The organism is Gilliamella sp. B3367 (genome assembly GCF_026536825.1).
Lineage (GTDB): Bacteria > Pseudomonadota > Gammaproteobacteria > Enterobacterales > Orbaceae > Gilliamella > Gilliamella apicola_E.
In genome coordinates this window covers 149,005-171,021 of record NZ_JAFNNJ010000001.1, presented here as the reverse complement: position 1 = coordinate 171,021, position 22,017 = coordinate 149,005, and the positions used below count along the sequence as shown (strand labels likewise).

The 22,017-nt window shown below is 34.0% G+C and carries 19 protein-coding genes; 3 read left to right on the top strand and 16 right to left on the bottom strand.

What is annotated here, in order from left to right:
* Positions 1-91 precede the first annotated feature (91 nt).
* Positions 92-1,225, top strand: coding sequence for a radical SAM family heme chaperone HemW (gene hemW / locus J3U23_RS00750; RefSeq protein WP_267338203.1), 1,134 nt, complete (start codon positions 92-94; stop codon positions 1,223-1,225).
* A 198-nt stretch (positions 1,226-1,423) separates the two neighbouring features.
* Here hemW and J3U23_RS00745 read toward each other — a convergent pair whose 3' ends face one another.
* The 15 genes from J3U23_RS00745 to rpsU form a co-directional block, all read right to left on the bottom strand.
* Positions 1,424-2,389 carry a sugar kinase gene (locus J3U23_RS00745; protein WP_065562337.1) on the bottom strand — a complete coding sequence of 322 codons (966 nt, stop codon included), beginning with the start codon at positions 2,387-2,389 and terminating at the stop codon, positions 1,424-1,426.
* A 5-nt stretch (positions 2,390-2,394) separates the two neighbouring features.
* Positions 2,395-3,228, bottom strand: coding sequence for a DeoR/GlpR family DNA-binding transcription regulator (locus J3U23_RS00740; RefSeq protein ID WP_267336707.1), 834 nt, complete (start codon positions 3,226-3,228; stop codon positions 2,395-2,397).
* A 226-nt stretch (positions 3,229-3,454) separates the two neighbouring features.
* Positions 3,455-4,570, bottom strand: coding sequence for a bifunctional diaminohydroxyphosphoribosylaminopyrimidine deaminase/5-amino-6-(5-phosphoribosylamino)uracil reductase RibD (ribD, locus tag J3U23_RS00735; protein WP_267338202.1), 1,116 nt, complete (start codon positions 4,568-4,570; stop codon positions 3,455-3,457).
* Positions 4,571-4,578: 8 nt separating this feature from the next.
* Positions 4,579-5,031 carry a transcriptional regulator NrdR gene (nrdR, locus tag J3U23_RS00730; RefSeq protein WP_034882816.1) on the bottom strand — a complete coding sequence of 151 codons (453 nt, stop codon included), beginning with the start codon at positions 5,029-5,031 and terminating at the stop codon, positions 4,579-4,581.
* Positions 5,032-5,185: 154 nt separating this feature from the next.
* Positions 5,186-6,475, bottom strand: a complete 1,290-nt coding sequence (gene thrC / locus J3U23_RS00725; RefSeq protein WP_267338201.1) for a threonine synthase — start codon at positions 6,473-6,475, stop codon at positions 5,186-5,188.
* Between the two features lie 70 nt (positions 6,476-6,545).
* Positions 6,546-7,484 carry a homoserine kinase gene (thrB, locus tag J3U23_RS00720; protein ID WP_267338200.1) on the bottom strand — a complete coding sequence of 313 codons (939 nt, stop codon included), beginning with the start codon at positions 7,482-7,484 and terminating at the stop codon, positions 6,546-6,548.
* Complete coding sequence (thrA, locus tag J3U23_RS00715) at positions 7,485-9,941, bottom strand: bifunctional aspartate kinase/homoserine dehydrogenase I (protein ID WP_267338199.1); 2,457 nt, start codon at positions 9,939-9,941, stop codon at positions 7,485-7,487.
* A 318-nt stretch (positions 9,942-10,259) separates the two neighbouring features.
* On the bottom strand, positions 10,260-10,589 hold the full coding sequence (locus J3U23_RS00710; RefSeq protein ID WP_065562343.1) for a hypothetical protein: 330 nt from the start codon (positions 10,587-10,589) through the stop codon (positions 10,260-10,262).
* Between the two features lie 139 nt (positions 10,590-10,728).
* A complete protein-coding gene (locus J3U23_RS00705; RefSeq protein WP_065734801.1) occupies positions 10,729-11,481 on the bottom strand; it encodes an SDR family oxidoreductase in 753 nt (250 codons plus the stop codon).
* A 160-nt stretch (positions 11,482-11,641) separates the two neighbouring features.
* On the bottom strand, positions 11,642-12,094 hold the full coding sequence (gene uspA, locus J3U23_RS00700) for a universal stress protein UspA (RefSeq protein WP_065562345.1): 453 nt from the start codon (positions 12,092-12,094) through the stop codon (positions 11,642-11,644).
* A 64-nt stretch (positions 12,095-12,158) separates the two neighbouring features.
* The gene (pitA, locus tag J3U23_RS00695) at positions 12,159-13,673 is read right to left on the bottom strand and encodes an inorganic phosphate transporter PitA (RefSeq protein ID WP_065562346.1); all 1,515 of its coding nucleotides are present in this window, start codon (positions 13,671-13,673) and stop codon (positions 12,159-12,161) included.
* 68 nt (positions 13,674-13,741) lie between these two features.
* Positions 13,742-14,713, bottom strand: a complete 972-nt coding sequence (locus J3U23_RS00690) for a bile acid:sodium symporter family protein (protein ID WP_065562471.1) — start codon at positions 14,711-14,713, stop codon at positions 13,742-13,744.
* Between the two features lie 62 nt (positions 14,714-14,775).
* Positions 14,776-16,614 (bottom strand): RNA polymerase sigma factor RpoD, encoded by a 1,839-nt coding sequence (gene rpoD, locus J3U23_RS00685; protein WP_065562347.1) that lies wholly within the window; start codon positions 16,612-16,614, stop codon positions 14,776-14,778.
* 81 nt (positions 16,615-16,695) lie between these two features.
* Positions 16,696-18,474, bottom strand: a complete 1,779-nt coding sequence (gene dnaG, locus J3U23_RS00680; protein WP_065734800.1) for a DNA primase — start codon at positions 18,472-18,474, stop codon at positions 16,696-16,698.
* 114 nt (positions 18,475-18,588) lie between these two features.
* Positions 18,589-18,804: a 30S ribosomal protein S21 gene (gene rpsU, locus J3U23_RS00675; RefSeq protein WP_034882800.1), complete on the bottom strand. Its 216-nt coding sequence runs from the start codon at positions 18,802-18,804 to the stop codon at positions 18,589-18,591.
* Between the two features lie 181 nt (positions 18,805-18,985).
* Here rpsU and hemB point away from each other — a divergent pair, with 181 nt between their 5' ends.
* Entirely contained in the window at positions 18,986-20,002 is a 1,017-nt protein-coding gene (gene hemB, locus J3U23_RS00670; RefSeq protein ID WP_267338198.1) for a porphobilinogen synthase, read from the top strand.
* Between the two features lie 306 nt (positions 20,003-20,308).
* On the top strand, positions 20,309-21,181 hold the full coding sequence (locus tag J3U23_RS00665; RefSeq protein WP_065562350.1) for a hypothetical protein: 873 nt from the start codon (positions 20,309-20,311) through the stop codon (positions 21,179-21,181).
* 28 nt (positions 21,182-21,209) lie between these two features.
* Here the strand turns inward: J3U23_RS00665 and nudC are convergent, their stop codons facing one another.
* Positions 21,210-22,010, bottom strand: a complete 801-nt coding sequence (gene nudC / locus J3U23_RS00660) for an NAD(+) diphosphatase (RefSeq protein ID WP_065562351.1) — start codon at positions 22,008-22,010, stop codon at positions 21,210-21,212.
* Positions 22,011-22,017 lie beyond the last annotated feature (7 nt).

The window sequence follows — 22,017 nt, the reverse complement described above, 5'->3', positions numbered from 1 at the left end:
GAATAAAAGCTTTTTTTACTAAATTGGAGTAATATAGCCAGCTATTTATTATCAGTTGCTGACACTTTTTTAAAAATTTGAGGAAAGGTATATGGTTCAATATAAAATCCCGTTGAGTTTATATATACATATGCCATGGTGTGTACAAAAGTGTCCATATTGTGATTTTAATTCACATAACATGAAGAAAACGCCCGATTATTCAGCATATATAAATCATTTAATTAATGATTTAAAACAAGACGTCATGCTTTCAAATGATCGTTCTATTGACTCTATTTTTATTGGTGGAGGTACACCCAGTCTTTTCTCCGCGGATTTAATTAATAAATTATTAATGAGTATAAATAAAATTATACCAATTAATCACGACGCAGAAATAACAATTGAAGCCAATCCTAATTCAGTTGATGTAGAAAGATTTAAGGGATATCAACAAGCTGGAATTAATCGAATATCAATTGGTGTACAAAGCTTTCAAGCAGATAAGCTTGCAAAATTAGGACGAGTTCATAATCCGCAAGAAGCAATAGATGCTGGAAAATTAGCACAAAATTTAAAGTTAAAAAGCTTTAATATAGATTTAATGCATGGCTTGCCTAATCAAACAGTATGTGATGCATTAAGTGATCTAAAACAGGCAATAGAAATTGCACCGCCACATTTATCTTGGTATCAACTTACAATAGAACCTAACACTTTATTTGGTTCTAAACCGCCTGTTTTACCTGATGATGATATGTTATGGGATATTTATCAACAAGGCCATCAATTATTAACTAAGCATGGTTACCTACAATATGAAACATCTGCTTATGCAATGGCCAATTATCAATGCCAACATAATTTAAATTATTGGCGGTTTGGTGATTATATCGGTATTGGTTGTGGTGCTCATGGAAAATTAACCCAAAATGATGGCACAATTATTCGCACCGTAAAAACAAAACATCCTAAAGGATATTTAGAAGGACGCTATTTGGAACAATCTTATACTGTCCCTAAAGATGAGTTAGCATTTGAATTTTTTATGAATAGATTTAGATTATTTGAAGCCACACCTAAATCCGAATTTGAACAACGAACTTTTTTACCTTTACACTCTATTGATAAGCAGATATCGACTGCTGTTGAAAAAAAATATTTGATTGATAACAACCAATGTTGGCAAATCACAGAGCATGGGAAATTATTTTTAAATTCATTACTTGAAATATTCTTATAACGAAATCAGTTAAAAGATTTACTATTTATTAACAAAACAAATACTAACAATTTAACTAAACCTACGCATATCTTAACTAAAACACATCTGAAAAGAGTGCATAATATGTACAACAATGAATTTATTTCATTGTTTTCCTATTCCTTATGTTTTCCCAATAACATTGTTATTGGGATTTTTTTAGGGTTTGAAATAAGATTAATTATTTATATTTTCCGATAAGAATTTTTCAATCGCGATAAGGGATGATGTTCCTTCCATTGGCCCTTTATAAGATGAAGACAACGCATAACAAGCATTTGCATACATTAAAGTCTGTTCAACACTAAATCCTGACAGTAGTAAACTCACAAAAGTTGCATCAAAGCAGTAATCAGCACCCGAATGGTCAATCGCATCAATACTAAAACCCTTAGAATAAATTGTATTAATATTATTTTTATCATCGCAACAATAATAATTTGCACCATCACTGCCTTTTTTCACCACGAGATGTTTGATACCTTTCTCCAATAAAGCTTTAATCGTTTCTTCATCACTTTCATAATTTTCAGAAAAATACCTAACTTGTGTTTCATTAATCAAAATGATATCGGTAAATTCTAATATATAACTAAAAGACTGTTCTATCTCACGAATCTCCGACATTTCTTTATGCAAATTAGGATCAAAAGAAACAGTTCCACCATGGCTTTTAATAAAATTTATTACTTTGCACATCGCATCAATGGCTCGAAATGAATAAAGTGATGATCCCATAATATGTAAATGATTGCAGTCTTTTAATAAAGCTTCATTCACATGATCAAATGAAATTAAGCCACAGGCACTATTTAAAACGTTATAAATTAAACTTCGCTCTTTTGGACCAATTTGCGTTGAAAATGCGCTAGCTGTTTTTACTTTATTGTGAGATGTGATCCCATTAACATTAACCCCATCTTGTTTAAGTCGGTTGATGCACATTTTTCCAAAAGGATCTTTTCCTACACAACTTAAAAAGATAACTGGAAAACCTAATTTGGCAACTTGATTTGCAAAGATAGCCGGGGCTCCACTAGGGTATGGTCCAATATATTCATTTGTATAATCAAACCGTTGATTGAATTCCTTAGCAACAAATTCAACAAACAATTCGCCCATTGTACAAATTTTAACATCCATGTTAATTAGGCCTCCAATGCATTATGGTAAGTCACAGAATATTTAGTTGTTGTATGTTGTTTAAAATTAGAATTAAGCAATAGTTGATGATATTCATTAACAGCGGAGCGGGATAAAATAATAACATCCATGTTTTTTAATTTACCAATAGTATGATTATCATTACTGCTGATTCTTGGTGGTAAAATACCGATAGAATGATCTGAACTTTTTAATATCTGTTGATAAAGTTCTTGATGTTCAATATCTTGAATAGCTAAATAATTGTTAGTATTAATAGCTGCGAATTCGAATATAAAATGTGATATTGGGAATTGCGTTAATATAGATGATGAAAAGTTAGGATGCTGTAGTACATTACCATTTATTAAAAAACCACCAACAAGAATCACTTCTGCATCTGAGAATTCTCTAACCAGTTTCGCGTTATTAATATCATTTAAAATAACTGTTAATGATTTTTTATTATGCAGAAAAGGAATCAATTTTCGAATCAAATGACCATGACTTAAAAAAATTGTATCACCATCTTCAATATAATTTAGACAAGTTTTTACTAAATTAACATCACTATTATCAGTATTAAGATATGATGCCAAACGACTTGGATACACACTATTTGAATTGCTAATAAAATCTTCAGGCGAAATATAGATTGCTCGCCCAAAAAAACGTTTTAAATACCCTTGATGTTCTAAATATGTTAAATCCTGACGAATAGTTACATGAGAAACTTGTAGCATGTCAGATAACTCATCAACTTTTATTTCTCCATTTTTGCGCACAATCGCAGCAATTTCCAATCGCCGCTTTAATTGTGCCGAAGATACTTTAGCCATTTCACATCCTATGTTAAAAGATAAATACCTAACTCAAAAACAGATAAAATTTATCATACAAGTTGTAAACGATAAACCCTAGAAAGGAACTGAACCGATTAAGTAGTGTAAAAATATACTCAGTTTGTACTTTATTTTTAAATTACAGAGATATAGTTAATCGTTAAAATAGAATATTAACAACTCAAAAATTGTTAAATAGCACAATATATTTAAATAAAAGTTATCAAAAAACCCCGTTCCTCAACATTATTTTCAGATCATCTCCCACCATTTCAACAGATTCAAATCGGAACTGAGGTGCTAACGAAAGTTTTTGTAAGTGAGGTAATACAAACATATCTTGTGCATTATGACCAAGCAATTTAGGTGCATAATAGATGATTAACTCATCCACGAGATTTTGCTCAATTAGCGCACCGGCTAAATGAGATCCAGCTTCAACCCATACAGAATTTATTTGCTGCTTGGCTAATATGGATAATAATTCTAATAAGTCGACTTGATGACTGTTTGATGATTCAATGATAAGTTTTGTATTTGGTGATGATATTAGAACATTTTGCTTTCTAACCAACCAAGTTTCACCAGGCTGATTAAAGATATTTTCATCACCCGTCATTTGATTTTTGCTATCGATTATCACTCGTATAGGTTGACGAATTTCGGTAGAAGGGTAAATTTCTTTAATTGAATCAGGTAATTCATTATATCTAACCGTTAAACTCGCATTATCTTCCTGAACTGTTTTTCTGGTACTTAAGATACAACTTGCCTGAGCTCTATATTGCTGAACATCTTGTCTTGCCGCAACGGAGGTTATCCATTTACTTTCGCCTGATGCCATAGCTATTTTACCATCTAAAGAAACTGCCATTTTAAGTTGTACAAATGGCAAACCTGTTCGCATCCGTTTTAAAAAGCCTTTATTAATGGCTTCGGCTTGATCAGCTAACACACCAACACAAACTTCAATGCCTGCATCAGTTAATCTCTTTATACCTTGTCCTGCGACATTGGGATTAGGATCCTGCATAGCAATAACAACTCGTTTAATTCCCGATTTAACCAGTGCATCTGCGCAAGGAGGTGTTCTTCCATAATGGCTGCAAGGCTCTAGCGTTACATAAGCCGTAGCATCTTTAGCTTCATCACCAGCCATTTTTAGTGCATAGACTTCTGCATGAGGTAAACCAGCTTTCATATGAAAACCTTTACCAATGATGTGATCATTTTTAACAATGATACAACCGACATTAGGATTAGGGGTAGTAGTGAAGCGACCAAATTTAGCAAGCTCAATAGCTTGCTGCATATAAAATTGATCTTTATTCATAGTCATAATGAGGATTACTTTTGTTGTAACTTAGCAATTTCATTACTGAATTGTTCAATATCATCAAAGCTAAAATAGACAGATGCGAAACGAATATAGGCAACTTTATCAAGATTTTTAAGCTCTTCAATAACAAAATTACCAATTAATTTGGCCGGTACTTCCCTTTCTCCTGTTGCTCTCAGTTTCGATTTAATTCGAGTAATTGCATCTTCAATTGCATCAAAACTAACAGGGCGTTTTTCTAGTGCTCGTTTTATACCATTTCGGAGTTTATCTTCATTGAAAGGTTCGCGAACTTTATTGCTTTTAATAACATTAGGCATAATTAATTCAGCCACTTCAAATGTCGTAAAACGCTCATTACATTCGACACATTGTCGACGACGACGAACCTGAAACCCTTCACCAACTAAACGAGAATCAATAACTTTTGTATCATCTGCATTACAAAACGGACAGTGCATAAATATATCCTGATAACGTTTTAACTTACATTACAATAGCCGAAATTAGCCATTTAAACAAGTTATCAACAAAGTAATATAAACTAGCTCTATTAATTAACTTATAATTCAAAAAAGCTAAAAACCGTCACCAATCTGGTGACGGGAATTGAATTTACCATGTCAATGAGATTAAGAAATCACGTAATTTATTAAAATCATCAGGCATATGGTGAGAAAGTAAAGGCATATCAGCTCGTTCAGCCAGAGGTTGTGGTAGCGAGATTGATCGGCCAAGGATATCCTCAACTACTTCTTTAAACTTAGCTGGATGAGCTGTACCCAAAAATAAACCATACTCCCCTTCTTGCAACTGGTCTCGTAATGCACGATAAGCAATAGCACCATGAGGCTCGGATAAATATCCTTTTTTATCTAATTTCTTAACCGTTTCTACGGAAACGGCATCAGAAACAGCAGCATGCCCTAATGATTTAAGTACCCAACCTTCTCGTTTATAAATTTCTTCGATTCTTGGCCAGTTGTTTGGCTGACTAACATCCATAGCATTTGATAATGTTGCCACAGTTTTATGGGGTTCCCATATTCCTGTTTCTAAATAACGTGGAACCGTATCATTAGCATTAGTAGCAGCAATAAAGCGTTTAATTGGTAACCCCATCGTTTTAGCTAGTAAACCAGCAGTTAAATCACCAAAATTACCACTTGGTACTGAAATAACTAATTGTTCGCGTTGTTTTGGCGTAAGCTGTGCATAAGCCTCAAAATAATAGCAAATTTGAGCTAAAAGCCGACTGATATTAATCGAGTTAGCTGAGTTTAAACCTATTGTAGTTTTTAGCTCTTCATCATCAAACGCTTTTTTAACTAAAGCTTGGCAGGCATCAAAATCACTTTGAATAGCAATTGTGTGAATGTTATCGCCTAAAGTACAAAATAGTTTTTCTTGTAACGGACTAATTTTACCTTCCGGATATAAAATCACTACACGAATATTGGGTAAGTGATAAAACGCATGGGCGACAGCAGCACCAGTATCACCAGAGGTTGCTGTTAAGATAGTAATCTTTTTATCTGCTGCCACTTGGACTAAAGCCTGAGCCATAAAGCGTCCACCAAAGTCTTTGAATGCTAATGTTGGGCCATGATAAAGTTCTAATGTTCCAATATCATCTTCTACTGATTTAACTGGAGCTGGAAATTGGAATGCGTTTTGCACTAATCGATGCATATCATTATCGCTAATTTCATTGCCAATAAACGCCGATAAAATTTTGGCACTACGTGTTATAAAGTCCATTTTTAAAAGTGCTTCTATTTCTGCAGATGAAAATTTTGGCAATTGTTCTGGAAAAAATAAACCTTGTTCTTTCCCTAAACCTTGTTGTACCGCCTGCGCGAAACTAACTTGCTCTGAATGATCTTTTAAGTTATACAGTTTCATAATGTGTTCCAATTCTTTTATGCTTTAATTGTTTTTTTATTGATTTAATATTATTGTTTTGTTTAATAACTTAAATCTCTCTTGCACCTTGTGGATCTATTTTACAAATATGAGTAAAACCTTCTTCATTTTGTAGATAAGAACTTTTTAACAACGACTCAATCTGCTGCGCAGTTTCAAGGTTGTCGGCCACCACAAACATCGTCGGCCCTGAGCCTGATATACCCGAGGCTAGTGCACCAAGTTGTTTGACCTTTTTTTGTGTTTCATCGAAATTAGGTAGCAATTGTTTACGATAAGGTTCTGCAATATTATCAATCAACATTGCTGCTGCAAGTTTTGGTTGTTTAGTATAACAAGCATGTAAAAAACCACCTACGTAACGACCGTGCGCGACACAATCGGCTTTTTGATATTGAGCTGGTAATATTGCTCGAGCTTCAGCTGTAGAAACTTTAATACCAGGATAAGCCATCACCCAATACCAATTTTCAAAATGAGGTATTGACTCACTTATAATGCCCATTTCGTCGAGAATAAGTTGCATTCCACCTAAATAGCAAGGAGCAACATTATCATAATGCACACTACCAGAAATGCAGCCTTCAAGTTCGCCCATCATGGAGAGCAATTCAAATTTATTAAATGGTTCATTAAAAAACTTATTTAACGCAACAAAAGCACCAACAATAGAGCAAGCGCTTGAACCTAATCCAGAACCAATAGGCATGTTTTTTTCAAGCGTCATTTTTATCGGTAATGTTTTCCCTATGGCTTTACAAAAACGCTGCCAACATTGATAAACAATATTTAATTTGGGATCCTTTGGTAAATTTTTAACAAATTGACCTTGGCTGGTAAAGCTAAACTCAGTTGCAGACTCGATAGTAATACAGTCGCCCAACATCGCACCACTAATTGGATTGATTGCTGCACCTAAAATATCAAAGCCAACACTAATATTTGCCATTGATGCAGGTGCATACACAGTTAATGATTTTTGACTCATTTAGCCTCCAATTTTTCCAGATGTGGTTCGTAAAATATCGGCAAACACACCCGCAGCTGTAACGTCATTACCAGCACCATAACCACGTAATACTAATGGAATTGGTTGATAGTACCTAGTATAAAATGCTAAAGCATTTTCACCATTTTTAACTTTATAAAGTGGATCATCATTATCAACAGATTCTATCTTAACGCTACATTGGTTTCCATCAATACTACCAACATAACGTAACACTTTTCCTTCTTTAGCTGCCTTTTCTGATTTTTCTTTAAACTGAGCGTCTAATTGTGGTAGTTTTGCCATGAATTCATCGATACTACCTTTAGAATATTCAGCTGGTAATACTGACTCAACTTTAATTTGATCAAGTTCTAGTTGTAATCCAGCCTCCCGAGCTAAAATTAATAGCTTTCTTGCGACATCTGTTCCTGATAAGTCATCTCTAGGATCAGGCTCGGTAAAACCTTTTTCTTTCGCTAATTTAGTTGCTTCTGACAATGACATACCTTCGTCTAACTTACCAAAAATGAAAGACAATGATCCAGATAAAATCCCTGAAAACTTGATCAATTCATCACCAGCATTAAGCAGATTTTGTAAATTTTCTATCACAGGTAAACCTGCACCAACGTTAGTATCATATTGAAATTTTCGCTTACTATTAGCTGCTTCTTGCCGTAAACGATGGTAATAAGCCATCGAACTTGTATTGGCTTTCTTATTTGGCGTTACAACATGAAAACCATTAGCTAAAAAATCAACATATTTATCTGATACATCACTACTTGAAGTACAATCGACTAAAATTGGATTGAGGAGCCGGTTATTTTTAGCAAAATCAATAATGCTATTTAGAGTATAATTGGTCTCGCTTTGTTTTATTTGATCGCGCCAATTTGTTAAATCAATACCATCCCGATTAAGTACAGCATGTTTGGAATTAAATAAACCACAAACACGTAAATCGATTTGTTTGTTTTTAAGCCATTTTTGTTGCCGACCAATTTGATCAACCAATGCACCACCAACACCACCAACACCAATAACAAACACATCTAACATTTTGTCAGTACCAAATAGCATTTGATGCGTCACACGTACACCCATTACGGCAACATCATTATCAACAACGACCGAGATTGAGCGTTCCGATGAGCCTTGAGCAATTGCTACGATATTAATATTGGCTCGGGCTAATGCAGTAAAGAAATTAGCCGATAAACCACGTAAAGTACGCATACCATCACCAACAACTGAGATAATTGCTAATTTTTCGATAACTTCAATTGGTTCAAGTAAGCCATCCTTTAACTCTAAGTAAAATTCTTGACTTAATGCCTCTTCAGCTCGGTAGAGTTCGGTTTGAGGCACACAAAAACTAATACTATATTCAGATGATGATTGCGTAATAAGTACCACGGAAATACCAGCATAAGACATAGCGGAAAAAACACGCGCTGACATACCTACCATGCCTTTTAATCCTGGACCTGATACATTAATCATAGCCATGTTATTTAAATTAGTGATACCTTTTACTGGTGTTGAGCTATCAACAACATTAGCGCCGATTAACGTGCCTGCTGCATCTGGATTATTAGTATTTTTAATTAAACATGGAATTTGAAATTGAGCGATAGGTAAAATTGTTCTTGGATGAAGCACTTTTGCACCAAAATACGATAGTTCCATAGCTTCTTGATAAGACATCGTTTTTAGTAATTTAGCATCAGGCACAATTCGAGGATCACAAGTATAAACTCCGTCAACATCAGTCCAAATTTCGCAGCTGTTGGCACGTAAACACGCTGCTAATACTGAAGCTGAATAATCAGAGCCATTACGGCCAAGAACAACTAATTCTCCTTTTTCATTACCAGCGGTAAACCCTGGCATCAAAATTATATTTTCTGGAGGTATATGCATTTCACTGATTCGATGCGATGACTCGACAATATCAACTGTAGACTCTAGATAGTCCCCCTCAGCAATCAGCATTGCCACAGGGTTAATAACTGTTACAGCATGACCTTTCGCTTTAAGCAATTCTTGCATAATTGCAATCGAAAGTTTTTCACCTCTACAAATGATACTTGCATTAATACTATCCGGACATTGACCTAATAGCCGAATACCTTCTAATAGTTGTTTAACGTTATTTAACTCACCTAGAGCAAACTTTTTCATTTCTTCATAGGCAAAATTAGGTACCGCTTTCGAAATACCTTCTAGTAAGTCTGCAAAGATTTTTTCAGCATCGTAGATATTAGTTTGGATATCTTGTTTTGCAATGGTTTTTTCAACCATTGCCACTAGATGATTAGTAATTTTAGCTGGTGCAGATAAAACCGTTGCCGTTTGTTCTTGTTTAGCATTATTTTCAATAATCTCTGCTACACGCAAAAAACGTTCTGCGTTGGCAACAGATGTTCCTCCAAATTTTAAAACTTTCATATCACACCTTACTTATTTTTCTAACTTATGCCAATGATAATTCAAAATGCAATTTTTAAAAAATACTGATAAAACTAATATTTTGAATTCTTTTTACTTTAATTTCTATTTAAGAACTTTTTTATTTCACAAAGTAAAAAACCCGCCTTTTGGGGCGGGTTTTTCGATATTTTTAAGGAAAAATCAACCCGCCCTATATTTCATAATAGTGCCGGTGGTACCAATAATGCCTGAAATCATCATTACCATTTTCATTATTTTTCCTTAACTAAACCCTAAACAAAACAGCCCGACATTTTCATGTCAGGCTGTAAATAATTAAAATACCTTTTTGCTGTTTTCGTATTCATTCACTACCTTATTTAAGGCTTGATAGATACTTTCGGCATTTTGTTTTTGTAATGCCTCATCAAGTATGTTGAGATACGATAACATTAATTTTTGATTGTCTTCAGCAAATTGTGGTGAAACTTCCTGATCTTCATATAACATCACATAAGTGCGAGCAAATCCAAAGATTAAAAAGTAAACCGATGCGTTATTCGGATCTTCTTGGATTAATGACCTCATAGCCTTACGTAGTTTTACATACGAATCGGTACCAGGTAAGCTTGTCGCAAATGTTTTTGTTACTTCTGAAAATGTCATTGCTAAAACCTCAATCAAAATCACAAATAAGAAGAATAGCAATCCATTAACATAAGTGCAAGTCTATTTTGTTTTTCAATTCACTTTTTTATTATTTTTTTAAAACCTCGGTATCATATAATGGTAATTTAATTTCACCTTAAACTTCTTTGCAAACTGATAACCCTGCTGAAGCTTGTGCGACCGGCATAATTTCAATTGAATTCACATTAAAATGATTTGGTGTATTAACTAACCATGAGACGGTATTGGCAATATCTTCTGGTGTAATAAAATCCACATCTTTATATACCGCAGCAGCTTTTTCGTCATTACCATGGAATCGGACATTGGAAAACTCTGTTCCTCCACATAATCCGGGTTCGATATTTGTTACTCTGATTTTTTTACCCAATAAATCTGTTCTTAAATTAGCACTAAACTGCTTAACAAATGCTTTTGTTGCACCGTAAACATTTCCACCTTTATACGGATATGTACCAGCAACTGATCCAAGATTAATAATATAACCATAGTTACGCTCTACCATGCCAGGTAATATTTGATATGTTAAATGCACTAATCCAATAACATTGGTTTCAATCATTGTTTCCCAATCATTGTAATCAGCTTCATATGCGGGTGCTAAACCTAAAGCTAATCCTGCATTGTTAATTAATATATCGATAGGCTGAAACTCTTTAGGCAGCTGTAACAAAATTGTTTCAACAGAGTCTTTTTTTGTCACATCAAGAGTTAGCGGTAAAAAATTATTACCTAATTCTTGTGCAAGTTTTTGTAATTTATCAAGTCGTCTGGCTGCACCAATTACTTTATAACCATCAGTAATAAGTTTTCGGCAAATTGCTTTACCAAAGCCAGAAGAAGCACCAGTAACTAAAGCAATATTCATATCCAATCTCCTTCATAATAATTACAAGTGTATACCGATATTGAATGAAAAGAAAAATAGGTGCCAAAATATATACAACTTGTTTGAAAACATAACTATCTAAATTTTAGATAAAAATATATAAAAAAACCCGCTACAAGGCGGGTTCATATCGTATGTTTCATTTAGATGGTTCTTCGGATGGCTCATCATCTTTCAAAGGAACAATCAATGTATCGATATGGGTATTATTAATTAGCTGGCGTGCTGAAGACATTAATTTACTCCAAAAATCTTGGTGATGACCACAAACAACTAGATCTGCCCCATATTCGTGGATAGCTTCAATTAATACTTGTCCAAATTCACCATTACCAGAAAGAGTATGTGCAATTGGATAACCTGCATCATCAGCTAATTTATTTAATGCAATATGTGCATCTTCAGTGATACGATCTTTCATATCATTCATATTAATATCAACAAGGCCTGTATAAAGGTCAGAGTAATTGATGCCCACATGAATGAGTGATATTTGAGCATTATATGGTCTAGCCATTGAGACTGCTTTTTCAACAAGAACTTCACTTTCAGGTGATAAATCCACTGCGACTAAAATGTGTTTATAAGCCATAATATTCACTCCTTCCTATTTTGACGCTCTAATTAAATTAAGATTTTATTCTTCCTTTTTACTACTAAATTAATTTTTGAGCAAGCCAAAAAAGTGACCCAGATAACAAAATTGAAATAGGTAAAGTAAGAACCCAGGTTAATGCAATATTTTTAATCGTTTTACTTTGCACTCCTCCACCATCGACAATCATCGTACCGGCAACAGATGAAGAAAGGACTTGTGTTGTCGATACAGGCATTCCTGTATAACTTGCTATACCAATTGATAACGCTGTAGTAATTTGAGCTGAAACCCCTTGTGCATAAGTCATTCCCTTTTTACCAATCTTTTCACCAATAGTAATAGCTACTCGCCGCCAACCAATCATTGTGCCAACTGCAAGTGCTGAAGCTACTCCGATAATTATCCAAATTGGTGCATATTCAATTGTTTTTAATAAATCATTATTTAATGATTTTAGGTACTGTTTATCTTCTGCTGATACATTTGGTTGTTTAGCAACATGAGATACCGTATCAGATAAACATAATAAAATACGTCTAGTTTGAGAACGTTGATCTACATTAAGCGAACCATAATCGTTAATTTTATTGAACAAATTGTTAGCAATACTTAACGTAGTGAAGGATCGAGAATAATCACAATGATATTTATTTAAATCATTTTCAGGAGTTGCAGTATCAACTGCTGATTGTTTACCAATTACTGTATTGAGATCATCATTATGAGTGATAAAGTACTCTTCAATATTATGAATCGCATTTCTGGTATTGGTAATTTCATAAGTTGATGCCCCCATGTTAACAATAAAACCAGCGGGTGCAATGCCCATCAATACTAACATCAATAAACCAATACCTTTTTGCCCATCATTTGCGCCATGCGAGAAACTTACACCAGCAGCTGAAATAATAAGCATAATCCGAATCCAAAATGGCGGTTTCTTTTTACCATATAGCTTTTCACGCTGTTCTGGTGTCATAAAAATTCGTTCTCTTTTTTTACTACGTTTTTTACCTTGACCTTTACGGGTCCAATATTTTCGTAATAAAAAAATCATTAATCCAGCGATAACAAGACCAACAATTGGTGAAATGATTAATGATAGGAAAATTTGTATCATTTTTGGAATATTAAGTGCATCAATGATAGATGTATCCATAATAAATGCATTAGCCAATGCAACACCAATAATTGCACCAATTAAAGTATGAGAACTTGAAGCAGGAATACCTACATACCAAGTACCCAAATTCCAAATAATAGCAGCGAATAAAATTGAAAAGACCATCGCAAGTCCATGAGAAGAACTTACATTAAGTAATAAATCAGTAGGTAAAAGGTGAACGATTGCATAAGCAACACTAAGCCCGCCAAGTAATACCCCAAAAAAGTTAAACATACCAGCCATAAAAACAGCGAGCTGTTCTTTTAATGCTCTAGTATATATTACTGTCGCAACTGCATTTGCGGTATCATGAAATCCATTAATTGCCTCATAAAAAAGAACAAAAAATAGCGCTAAAACTAGTAATATAATCGTAGAAAATTCTAAATCAGCAAATAGATGAAACATAATATATCTTTCTGTTGTTAATAGCGCTTCTATTATCCTTGAGAATAACCCAATGAGCAAAACAATTTTTATATTTTTCTTTTCGCGTAATGAGAAGCTAAAACAGCGCAGATCATTAATTGTACTTGATGGAAAATCATTAACGGTAAAATTATTATGCCTGTTATAGACATAGGAAAAATTACACTAGCCATTGGAATACCACTCGCTAAACTTTTTTTAGAGCCACAAAATACAATAGTAATTTCATCCTCTTTGTTAAAACCCAAGAATCTCGAGCTATAAGTCGTAATTAATAACACAATAGTTAATAAGATGATTGAATACACAATGATTTCTAAAAGAGATAAAAAGCTGACTTTCGACCAAATACCATTAACCACTGCATCACTAAAAGCCACATAAACAACTAATAATATCGATATACGATCGGTCTTAGAAATTACACCTTTATATTTATCTACCCATTTACCAATAAAACGTCTTGATAAATGACCGACAATAAATGGCACCATCAGTTTAAGCATAATAGATTCAATGGCATCTAATATATTCATTGAAGCAGCAGCTTGAGTATGAATTAATAATCCAACTAATACCGGTGTGATAAAGACACCTAATAGGGTCGATGCAGAAGCACTACAGATTGCAGCAGCAACATTGCCTTTTGCAATTGATGTAAAGGCAATGGCTGACTGAACGGTAGCTGGTAGGACACAAAGATATACAAAGCCTAAATAAAGATCTTCTGATAAAAAAGTTGGAACCAGTACCTGCATCATCACCCCTAAAATAGGGAATACTACAAAGGTAGTAGTAAATATCAACAGATGCAATCGCCAATTTTTTATACCAACAATTATCGCATCAAACGACAGTTTTGCACCATGCATAAAAAACAATAGACCAATAGCAAAAGTTGTAAGATTTTCAAATAACACTTTTGCTTGTCCTTTACATGGAAAAATACTTGCTGTAGTCACAACGCAAATCAAAGTCAGCAAGAATGGATCAATTTTAAATCGTTGAAGTATATTCATGATATTAGCTTGATAAGTTAAAAAAATCGCCACATAAGTGGCGATTTAGCTAAAGTTATAATTTATTCCAAGAAACTTCTAAGAACATCAGATCGGCTAGGATGACGTAATTTACGTAATGCTTTAGCCTCAATTTGACGGATACGTTCACGCGTTACATCAAATTGTTTACCTACTTCTTCAAGAGTATGGTCTGTATTCATATCAATACCAAATCGCATACGTAAGACTTTTGCTTCACGTGGTGTTAGACCAGATAAAATGTCACGTGTTGCACTACGTAAACTTTCCGATGTAGCTGCATCTAGTGGTTGCTCAAGTGCAGTATCCTCAATAAAATCACCTAAGTGTGAATCTTCATCATCACCGACTGGTGTTTCCATTGAAATTGGTTCTTTTGCAATTTTTAGTACTTTACGAATTTTTTCTTCAGGCATTTGCATGCGGTCAGATAACTCTTCTGGTGTTGGTTCACGCCCAATTTCCTGAAGCATTTGACGAGAAATGCGATTTAGTTTATTAATTGTCTCAATCATATGCACAGGGATACGAATTGTTCTTGCTTGGTCAGCAATTGAACGAGTGATAGCTTGTCTAATCCACCACGTTGCATAGGTTGAGAATTTATACCCTCGGCGATATTCAAACTTATCAACCGCTTTCATCAATCCAATATTACCTTCTTGAATAAGGTCCAGGAACTGTAAACCACGATTAGTATACTTTTTAGCAATAGAGATAACTAAACGTAAGTTTGCTTCAACCATCTCTTTCTTGGCTCGACGAGCTTTAGCTTCTCCAATAGACATTCTTCTATTAATATCTTTGATTTGTTCGATAGAAAGATTAGTTTCTGTTTCAATTTGCTGTAAAGCTTTAATTTGCTCTTCAATTGATGATTCAAATTCTTTTAATTTAGCAGCAAATGCACCTTTACCTGTACTCGCTTTTTTATACCAGTCCATGCTATTTTCATTGCCAGTAAAATGAGTCATAAACTGTTTTTTCGGCATTTTACATTGTTCAACACAAATTCGCATAATAATACGCTCATGAGATCTTACTCGATCCATCATGCTTCTCATATTATTAACAAGAATATCAAACTGCTTGCCAACTAATCGGAATTGTTTGAAAACTTCAGATAGATTTTCAATTTCTTGTTGTGCTTTTTTATGAGCACGTCCATATTTTTTAATTGCAGCAGAAGTTTTATCATGTTGCTCTTGTAATTCAGCAAATTTCGCTTTTGCTACTTCTGGATCGATAGAGACATCATCATCAGCTGAAGAATCGCTTTCTTCTTCACTTTCATCATCACTATCGTCAATATCGATCTCTTCTTCACCGTCTTCCAATTCTTCAGGAAGTTCTTCTTCTGACTCTTCAGCATTCGGATCGACAAAACCAGTAATAAGGTCGGACAAGCGAACTTCGCCGCTTTCGATTAAATTATATTGTTCTAAGAGATAAGTAATGGCTTCTGGATATTCAGATACTGAGGTTTGAACTTGATTAATCCCATCTTCAATACGTTTTGCGATATCAATTTCGCCTTCACGGGTTAATAGTTCAACCGCACCCATTTCACGCATATACATACGTACTGGGTCAGTAGTTCGACCTATTTCTGATTCTACATTAGATAAAACTAATGCTGTTGCTGCTTCAACTGCCTCTTCATCTGGAACATTATCTGAAAGTAATAATTCATCTGAGTCTGGAGCTTCTTCAAGTACTTGAATCCCCATATCATTGATCATTTGGATAATATCTTCAATCTGATCTGAATCAATGATTTCTTCAGGCAAGTGATCATTGACGTCAGCATAGGTCAGGTATCCCAGCTCCTTACCCCGTATAATTAGGAGTTTTAACTGTGATTGAGAATTTTGCTCCATAAAGTATCACCATTTAGTTATTCGGTCATGTGTATTATATGTGCAGAATAAAAAGTATTTTTCTACACATACCCTATATATTTAGTCTTTTTTTGATAAAACAAGTATTAGTGTCGCTAATTCTTTTTTCTCTGCGGTACTTAATCCGGAGACTCTCTCTTTTGCGATCAGTTCATCTTGCCTTTGGGCGAGTATATTATCATATAACTCTTTTAAAGTATTAGAAAAAATTGATTCTATTTCATCATCTTGGTAATGGTACTCCCAGGTTGCTAAACGACTTAGCTGTTTATAATATGGTCGGTTAATACATTCAGTTAATATTTGTGCTGTAGTTATATTTGGATATTGTTGGCATAATTCAAGTAGTTCAATAAATATATCAATTCCCGCTAAGTTAACTTGCCTCATAACGTTAATATCAGATACCATCTTAGCTAGATTTGGATATTGAAGTAACAAACCAATTAAAATCCGCATAGTGGTCAATTTCATTTTTGGCACAGGTGCTGAATCAATAGTTCTATTTTCGCTTATATTATTATTCGCGATTAATTGTTCAATTTGGGATAGATCCAATAGACCCAAATAACGCCCTAATTTTTGAAGTAAATTAAGTCTAAATACTTTTGCTTTTACCTGTTCAAGTAAAGGAATAGCAAGTGAACTCAATTTAGCTTTACCTTCAGCTGATTTTAAATCGACCTGTTTTAATAACTCATCGAACAAAAATTCAGATAAGTTAGGCGCCTTTTTTATGTAATCTTCAAAGCCATCTTTTCCGACTTTACGCACGTAACTATCAGGATCTTCATCTTGTGGTAAAAAAGCAAAAGTTATATCTTTACCATCAATCAAACAAGGTAGTAATACATTAAGCGCTCGCCATGCAGCATTTCGCCCGGCTTTATCACCATCGTAACAAAATATTACGGAATCTGTTGCTCTAAATAGAAGCTTAATATGCTCTTCTGATGTTGCTGTTCCTAAAGCAGCTACAGCGTAATCAATACCGTACTGTGCAAGAGAAACAACATCCATATAACCTTCAACAATTATTAATTGCTTTAAATTACGATTAGTTTCTTGAGCTTCATAAAGTCCATATAATTGAAAACCTTTATGAAAAATAGGAGTTTCAGGTGAATTTAGATATTTCGCCGACTCATTGAAGATCGTCCTTCCACCAAAAGCGATAACATTACCTTGTCTATCGCGAATCGGGAACATGATACGCCCACGAAAGCGATCATATCGATTACCTATATCGTTATTGACAGACATCCCTGCCTTGTCATATAGCACCACTTCATTTTCAGTCTTAACTATATTTTGAAAAGTTAGTTGTTTTGAATTAGGTGCATAACCGATTTTATACCTAGCTATAATCTCTGCGTTTAATCCGCGTTGTTCAAGATACTTTTGAGCATCTACCGAAGTCGATAATGCTAATTGCTGCTGGTAGAAATCAGTTATTTTAGACATCAATGAATAAAGATCTCGACGAACATTACGAGATTCAATTTGCTTTGATGCATCAGCTTGATTATTTTCGTTATCCGTGTATGGAACACGGATTCCTTGCATACTAGCTATCTCTTCAATTGCCTCAGGAAAAGACAATCGCTCATATTGCATCAAAAAATTTACTGCAGATCCAGTAGCGCCACATCCAAAACAATAGTAAATCTGCTTTTTTTCGCTTAATGAGAAAGAAGCGGTTTTCTCATCATGAAAAGGACAACAACCAAAATAGTTATTTCCTTTTTTTTTCATTTTAACGCGCTTACCTATCACATCAAGGATATTTGTGCGGGCAAGCAAATCTAAAATAAAATCGCGAGGAATAAGACCTTTCATGATAAAATTCAACCATTTATGGCATTACACAAAGACAACAAGCCGTAGTAAAAGTACGGCTTGTTAAAATTTTTATATTAAAAAAATAAATAAATTAAATTTTCAGTATAAATATTAATATAGACGAGTGCGACGAGCGTTTTCTCTTTCTAATTTCTTAGCGTGGCGTTTAACAGCAGCTGCTTTTGCGCGTTTACGAATAGTTGTTGGTTTTTCGTAAAATTCACGGTTACGAACTTCAGCTAAAACTCCTGCTTTTTCGCAAGAACGTTTAAAACGACGTAATGCTACATCGAAAGGTTCATTTTCACGTACTTTAATTACTGGCATGTGCCTCTCACCTCAAATTTGGTTAATATCACAAGGGACTAAAAATTAGTGCGCAATTTTACCTCTAAATCATATAAGTTGTAAAGTAAAATATCGTATAATTACGACATAACAAATTATTTGCTAATCTTACTTTTGAGTCAGATAATAAGACCGTTTAATCAAAAATATAGGTATTTATATGTCATCAGTCTTTACCGGTCAATATCCCCAAAGACGATTACGTCGTAATCGTGCTCATGATTTTAGTCGTCGCCTAGTTGCAGAAAATCGTTTAACAGTTGATGATTTGATTTATCCAGTATTTATCGTTGAAGGGAAAAATATTATTCAATCTGTATCATCAATGCCCAATGTTAAAAGAATGAGCGTTGATGTATTAGTGAAAGAGGCAGAGCAAGTTGCCAAATTAGGCATTCCTATATTGTCTTTGTTTCCTGCTATTGAGCCTTCTCAAAAATCACTGTTAGCTGAAGAAGCTTATAACGAAAATGGATTAGTTCCTAAAGCAATTAGGGCACTAAAAAAAGAGTTACCAGAACTCGGAATTTTAAGTGATGTTGCACTCGATCCTTATACCACTCATGGCCAAGACGGTATTATTGATGATAGTGGTTATGTTTTAAATGATACTTCTGTTAGTACTTTGGTTAAACAAGCATTAGTTCAAGCTCAAGCAGGTTCTGATATTATTGCACCCAGTGACATGATGGATGGTCGAATTGGCGCAATTCGTAATGGGCTAGAATCACATGATTTTGTTAATACGCAAATAATGGCTTATTCAGCAAAATATGCCTCTAGCTTTTATGGACCATTTCGTGATGCTGTAGGTTCAGCAAAAAACATTAAAGGTGGTAATAAAAAAACCTATCAACTTGATCCGGCCAACGCTAATGAAGCATTACAAGAAATTTACCAAGATTTAAGTGAAGGTGCTGACATGGTAATGGTTAAGCCTGGGTTGCCTTACCTAGATATTGTTCGTAAAGTAAAAGACACTTTTGCGGTACCAACCTTTGCCTATCAAGTATCTGGAGAATATGCAATGTTGATGGCCGCAATTGGAAACGGTTGGTTAGATGAAAAATCTGTCATCATGGAATCATTACTCTGTTTTAAACGCGCGGGTGCAGATGGGGTTTTAACTTATTTTGCCAAACAAATAGCTCAATGGCTCAATAACCCAGAGCATTGATGGTTTTATCTGATTCATATCAATCGGCAACTTATCGCAGATTGATATGATCAATATTTAAATTTTCTTACCTCATCATTTTTTTCGAAGTAATCTGTTAATTTAAAAATAAAAATTCTGACGAAAACTATATCTTTGACCTCCAATTTGCTAATATTTGTAAAGCTTATCTATAAGAAACGAATACAAATGAAATTCAAATTTATGCTCTAAACAGACTAAGATTGCAATAAAATACTGAAGTTGATTAAGCTTTTTTATTAGATATAAATAAAACTCTAACTCTAACATTAAGAGACTAATATTATGAAAAATTATATCTATCTATTCTTTTTGACTATTTTTTTATTAACGGGATGTGATAATCAAAAAAAGGCAGAAACAAATGCCGCCTCTAGTACAAGCAAAAATCAAGAGGCCCAAACTGAGAATAATGCTGTAAACAAAAATATAAATAATGAATTTAAATCCCAATCATCAATATTGGTAAGTAATAGTTATCTTTTTCATACCGAACCAGAACTCCTACCTCATAAAAAACTGATCAAACACCAAAAAATCCAAGGACCGACAGAAAAAACGATCAATTATAATGCTCAAGGTTATGTACAGAATTATGATCTTGAAGGTTTATATGGCGAAATAAACTATGATACAGCCAAATATATTTATGGCATGAAAGATGTTAGGAATAATTACGATGTTTCTTTTGACGATTCAAAAAATATTATTGGTATGAAAGATGATAATGGTGACATTGTTGCCATTAATGAATTTGATGAACAAGGTCATTTAGTTGAAACAACCTTATCCAACTTTGCCGATAATAATATTGTTTTTAATAGTAAAATTATTTATAACGGCGATCTGGTTGAACAAGTTTTATATAATGCTTATATAAAATCAGATGAACGAACTAAACTGCCCGTTTTAGTGAGAGAAAAAGATATAGTTTATAACACTAATAATCAGCTCGAAAAAACAATTACTAGAACATATAAATTATCAGCAAAAGGTAATGTAATCATCAATGATAAAAATGAGCAAGAGTTAGAATCAACTGAGACTTGTACCTATTTCGCTTATAACGAAAATAACGACTGGACTAAAGCTGTTTGTGAAACAGTAGGAGAAGGTTCAAGTAAAATTGATTTAACCAGAACCATTGAATATTTATAAATTGTTAATTAAGTGAATATGATGAATTTTACTCACCAAACTCATCATATTCACGACAAAGTATAATTGTATCTTCAATCAAACGTCTTGCTATCGTGCCATATTCGGGTATTTTAGGTAATTGAGAATAATGATACCAATTTGCTTCGACTAACTCATTTTTATCGATAGTAATTTCACCACTCTCATAATCAGCTAGATAGGCCATCATCATGGAGTTAGGAAACGGCCAAGGTTGTGAACCAATATAACGAATATTTTTAATTTTTATTTTTGACTCTTCGTACACTTCTCGGGCAACCGTCATTTCCATTGTTTCACCAATCTCTGTAAAACCAGCTAAAACGGTATATAAATTTTCTTGATTATGCCTAACATGCTTTGCCAATAAAATTTTATTTTTATCTCGAATAGCAACTATAATTGAAGGGGAAATTTGTGGGTAATAACGTTGGTGACAATTACTGCATAAACAACACCACTCTGTTTTACTAATATGCATCTCATGACCACAATAACCACAATATTTATGAGAACGATAAAACTCAGACAATTGTACCGCCCTGCCAGCCATATTAAATAATGATTGATCAGCATTATTAAGTAAGGGGCGAATCGTTGACATAGAGTTTTTCATTTCTTGGCAAATCAACCAAGCGGTTTGCCCATTCCACTCACCAATTGGTTGAGCTAGTTTGTTGGTAAAACCTAATTCACTAGCAATACCATGAGGAACTTCGCCATTTGGCAACCATAATCGCCCATTTTGACTAACAAACCAATAACCTTTTTCGTTACCAATTAAATTAAATTGTTGTTGTATATTCATCACATCA